Annotated in this window: 3 protein-coding genes and 2 pseudogenes; 2 read left to right on the forward strand and 3 right to left on the reverse strand. The window is 67.8% G+C overall.

The window, feature by feature from the left end:
* The 3 genes and pseudogenes from NBZ83_RS30390 to NBZ83_RS30400 form a co-directional block, all read right to left on the reverse strand.
* A partial coding sequence (locus NBZ83_RS30390) for a PIN domain-containing protein (RefSeq protein ID WP_261576335.1) occupies positions 1–246 on the reverse strand: 246 nt, incomplete at its 3' end.
* Positions 243–533, reverse strand: coding sequence for an AbrB/MazE/SpoVT family DNA-binding domain-containing protein (locus NBZ83_RS30395; protein WP_261576336.1), 291 nt, complete (start codon positions 531–533; stop codon positions 243–245). The genes NBZ83_RS30395 and NBZ83_RS30390, both read right to left, overlap by 4 nt.
* Positions 534–1,432: 899 nt before the next feature.
* Positions 1,433–1,546: pseudogene (locus tag NBZ83_RS30400) on the reverse strand (transposase); the annotation flags it as partial.
* Between the two features lie 303 nt (positions 1,547–1,849).
* Here NBZ83_RS30400 and NBZ83_RS30405 point away from each other — a divergent pair.
* Together NBZ83_RS30405 and NBZ83_RS30410 are read left to right on the forward strand one after the other, a co-directional pair.
* Positions 1,850–2,920, forward strand: coding sequence for a hypothetical protein (locus NBZ83_RS30405; protein WP_261571209.1), 1,071 nt, complete (start codon positions 1,850–1,852; stop codon positions 2,918–2,920).
* Between the two features lie 367 nt (positions 2,921–3,287).
* Positions 3,288–4,251, forward strand: a pseudogene (locus NBZ83_RS30410) (beta-propeller fold lactonase family protein); the annotation flags it as partial.

The following is a 4,251-nucleotide window of genomic DNA, read 5'->3' on the forward strand; positions in this document are numbered from 1 at the left end:
AGAGACAGCGGGCGGGCCGCTCAGCGCCAGCGGCACCGTGAACCTCGCGTCGAGCAGGTGTGCGGCGTCCGGCCCGGACAGCCGGGCGTCGCCCGGCAACCTGGTGAGTACCGAGTAGGTCTCCGCCAGGGCGTGCCCACTCAGCGTGAGCTGCTGTCCGTCCCACCATCGCGCTACGTCCGTGTGATGTTGATGTGAGCGGACAAGCAGAGGAATGGCGACGCTTGTGTCGACGGCAATGGTCACGTGCGTCCCGCGTCGACGAGGCCGAACAGTACGTCGTCATCGACAGGCGTGTCGCCGGCCGACACGAGCACGCCGTTCTCCTCGACGAGGCGCGCGGTCCTGCCGGCTGGCACGACCTGCACACCAGCCCCGTAAGGCGAGATGTCCACCTTCGTGCCCGGGAGTAGGCCCAGCGCGTCGCGGATGAACTTGGGCAGCACGATTCGGCCCGCCTGATCCACAACAGCTTCCATGGGAGGACGAGACCATTCCGATCCCAGCTGCGCCGCTGCCACTTCGATGCTCATCGGAGACCCGCACGGCCGTGGTCAGCTGCCAGGCGTCGGCGGGTCTCTGGGGTGGGGCTGTCTGCTTCGCCCTGGCTGCTTCCGTACCGGTTGCCACACAGGGGCGGAACGAGGGCTCGGCGCTGGCCCTCTGGGGAGCGAGGGATGTGTGGCAGTGCAGGTGGCAACGCTGGCCACCAGAGGGGTACTCCAACGGCCGGATATGGACGCCAGGGCACGTGTGCGGACGTTCCTGGACGGTAGGGACCGGCCTGAAAAGCGGAAGGTTGGCGGTTCGACCCCGCCCCTGCCCACCACCTCTGACAGGCCTTTGTTTCTCGATTGAGATTAATTTGGCCTTTTGAAGATCGTTATGTAGCGACGGGTGTAGCAACCCACAGTGGCGGACGGTCTACGTCGTACCCCGCCGACCTGCATAACGGACGGCAACCTGATGCGCGCCCTCGCACTGCGCTCCGGTCTACCCGAGCTCTCAGAGCGGGCCGCCGAGAACATCCAGGACCTTGTCACCGACGTCCCCGGCATCATCGGCGACGCGCGGGTCATGTTCGGCGATCGACCGCGCCCTGTAGGCGGAGGCGGCCCACCGGGCCGCCGCGGTCCAGGCGAGTAACCAGGTCCGAGAGGCCGAGACTCGCAGCCTGCTCGCCACGATGCCCGTCGATCGGCTCCGGGAGGCAACCCGGGACCGGCTGCGCGTCGGCCTGCTGACCGACGATGGAGATTGTCGCCGAGGCGGAGGCCAACGGACGACGGGTGCTCGTCTTCTCCCCGCTCACCGGCTCAGTGCCCGCCGGAAGCAGTCGACGTGTCCGAGGACAAGCTGTCCCGCGACATTGTCGCGGCCGAGCGCGCGCGGCTGTTCGCCGCGCCGGTGGCCCAGGTGGCTGACGACCCGATCCGTCGTGGGTCACGTAGAGGATCGCGTCCACGATGTCGCGCCGGTCGTGCTTCCCGGGTCGGCCGTCCTTCGGCTGCGGAGGGAGTAGCGGCTGTACGTAGGCCCACTGCGCCGAGCGCTCCACCATCGCCTACGCGCCGCGCATACGCCCAGCTCCCCTGCGTGGAAGCCGCGTCCGAAAAGGTACGAAACGGATGATTCTGGGACAATTGATCAATGTCCCGCAACTTCCTCGCTTCAGATCGGGGCAAGGAACCACAAATTCCGCGTAGAAGCGGTCTATAGTCGCCGATAGCTCCGCATCTGCGGGTATTGTGCAGCGTCGCACACCCTGCGTTACATACGCGGAAGTTGTCATCCCCGGTGTGGACGGGCACATCTGCCCGCATCGCGCACCCCTGACGCGAAGGTTGACGTGAGATCACATCTGTCCGTGCGTACCCGCACAGCGGGAACAGCACTGGTCCTGGGCGCCGCGCTGGCGGTGGCCTTCCCTGCCGCGGCGTACGCCAACACCGTGAGCGTCACGGTGAAGTCACCCGGGGCTACCAGCGGTCCCGCAGGCGCCAACTCCGAGATCTCAACCCACGCGGACTGCAGTAGTGGCCTGATCTCCGGCGGTGGGATCAACCAGGCCACCGGCACCGGCAACGGCAACCACGTGATGGGCACCTCGCCCAGCTCCGACGGCTCCACCGAATACACCGGTTCCACCGGGGTTGTCGGCACCGACGTGACGCACTGGCTCGGGATCGGCGGAAGTGGCGGCCAGGCCGACAGTTCCTTCTCCACCACCCCCTTCGCGGTGTGCTTCACCAGCAACCTGATCAACCACACCCAGGTGGTCATGAACAAGACCAACGCGCCCACCAGCGGGTCGACGGTGGGCCTGGTCACCGCGATCTGCCCGGCGAACACGGTCCTGCTCGGCGGCGGGGCGCGCGCCACCCCGGCCAGTGTCGGCAACTTCAAGCCGATCGCCAGCTTCCCCACCTTCAACAACTCCGCACATGACTACGGCCAGAAAGCCGCAGCCGACGGCGAGAACAACCCCAACGCCTGGACCGCCGTCGGGTGGGCCAACGGCACCAACAGCACCAACGAGACCTACGCCTACGCGATCTGCAGCGGAAACAACATCAACATCAGTGGCGTCACCGTGAAGGTCCACTTCAGCGAGGCGAGCGGCCCGACCGCGGGGAGCGCGGGCCAGAAGGTGACGGTCAACTGCCCCAGCGGGGACGGGAAACTGATCAGCGGGGGCGCAGCCATCAGCGGAGGCAGCGTGACCACGACGGACTTCACCGGACCGGGCTCGGGCGGCGACCACCTCAACGGAAGTTTCCCCAGCGACTCGAGCGGAAACCCGGTCAGTGACGGGACCACCACGGCTGCGTACTGGACAGCCTTCACCCATACCGGGGGTACAAGCTCGCCGAACACCTACTCCGACGTCTGGGCGCTGTGCGCCAACGACGGCGTCTGAGGACACCTGTAACCCCGGTCCGCGGGCGGGCGCGGCACCGAGCACGGCCCGTCCGATGTTTCGTCATGTGACGAAAAGCGGTTTCTGCAACACCCACAGCGGACAGGTGGTCCCGGCGTCGCGCGCCGGGACCACGAAACTGTGCGGGTATACAGGCGATGCGGTGAAGAAGATCGTGGGCAGGAAACGCGGGGCCCGTGGTGCTGGGCGACCCTGCGATTCTGCGTGAGCTGTGGAACGGACCTTCGGCCGGTTGACTTCCCATCGCCGCCGCGCCAACCCCGACCTGGCAAGAATCGGTTCGGGACTCTGGAATCCCCGTTCCGGGGAGCATGGCCAGGAGGGTGTTTGGTCTTGGGATTTTTGTTTGGTTCACGAATACGTTACCAGGGGGCTGATCGTCATACGTAATCGTCGTGTATTCGCGTGGTCTGTTTCGGCGCTCGGTGTTGTGCTGAGTATGGGGCTGACCAGTTGCCTGCCAGCGGCGCCCGCGTCGGGCGCCTCTCCGGAAAAAGCCTGTGGGAGCTCGGGCGTCCTCGACAAGAAGACATGCACCTACAACGCGGTCGGGTCAGACACCTTCACCGTGCCCAACGGCGCAAAATGGGTCGAGATCACGGTGGTCGGTGCCCAGGGCGGGCATTACTTCATTGCCGGTGACGCCAGCCATGGCGGCTCGCCGGTGGGTGATATCACCGGCCGTCCGGGTGGGGGCGGCGGCCGGGCGTACGGCGTGATAGCGGATCTGTCCTCAGGCCAGGTACTGCAGGTCGATGTTGCCGGTAAGGGCAGTGACGGCACGGCGGCGAGCCGGTCCGGCGGAAAGAACAACGGACCCTCCGGGGGACAGGGCGCCGTGGGGGGCTTCGGCGGCTCCAACGGCGGCGTAGCAGGCGGTAAGGGGGACGCCGCCGGGGCTGATGGCGGGACCGCGCCCCTCAACGGTGGCAACGGCGCCGGTGGCGGCGGTTCCTCGGATGTACGGATCGCGGCTGCTGGCTGCGCGACGTTGACGTGCGCTCCGGCGAACCGGGTACTGGTCGGTGCGGGCGGCGGCGGAGGCGGCGGCACTGGTGGCCAGGGCTACGCGCTGGGCGGTGCCGGCGGCGCCGGCGGCGGTACCGCCGGGACGGCTGGCGGTGCCATCGTCGATGGTGGCCACCCGGGGGCTCCTGGGGGCGGTGGAACCCAGACCGCAGGTGGGACCGGGGGGCTCAACGCCGGGCGGCACGCGACTCCGCCTCCGCCCGATCCCAACGATCCGCGTTTCGGCGGTGATGGCACGGATGGCCGCTCCGGGGCGGGCGGCGCCGGGGGCGTGGGAAACC

The sequence above is a fragment of the Frankia gtarii genome, assembly GCF_025403375.1.
Taxonomy (GTDB): Bacteria; Actinomycetota; Actinomycetes; order Frankiales; family Frankiaceae; genus Frankia; species Frankia gtarii.

Coding starts and splice junctions, on each gene's coding strand:
- NBZ83_RS30395 (WP_261576336.1), bottom strand. CDS start 533: ATGAGCATCGAAGTGGCAGCGGCGCAGCTGGGATCGGAATGGTCTCGT.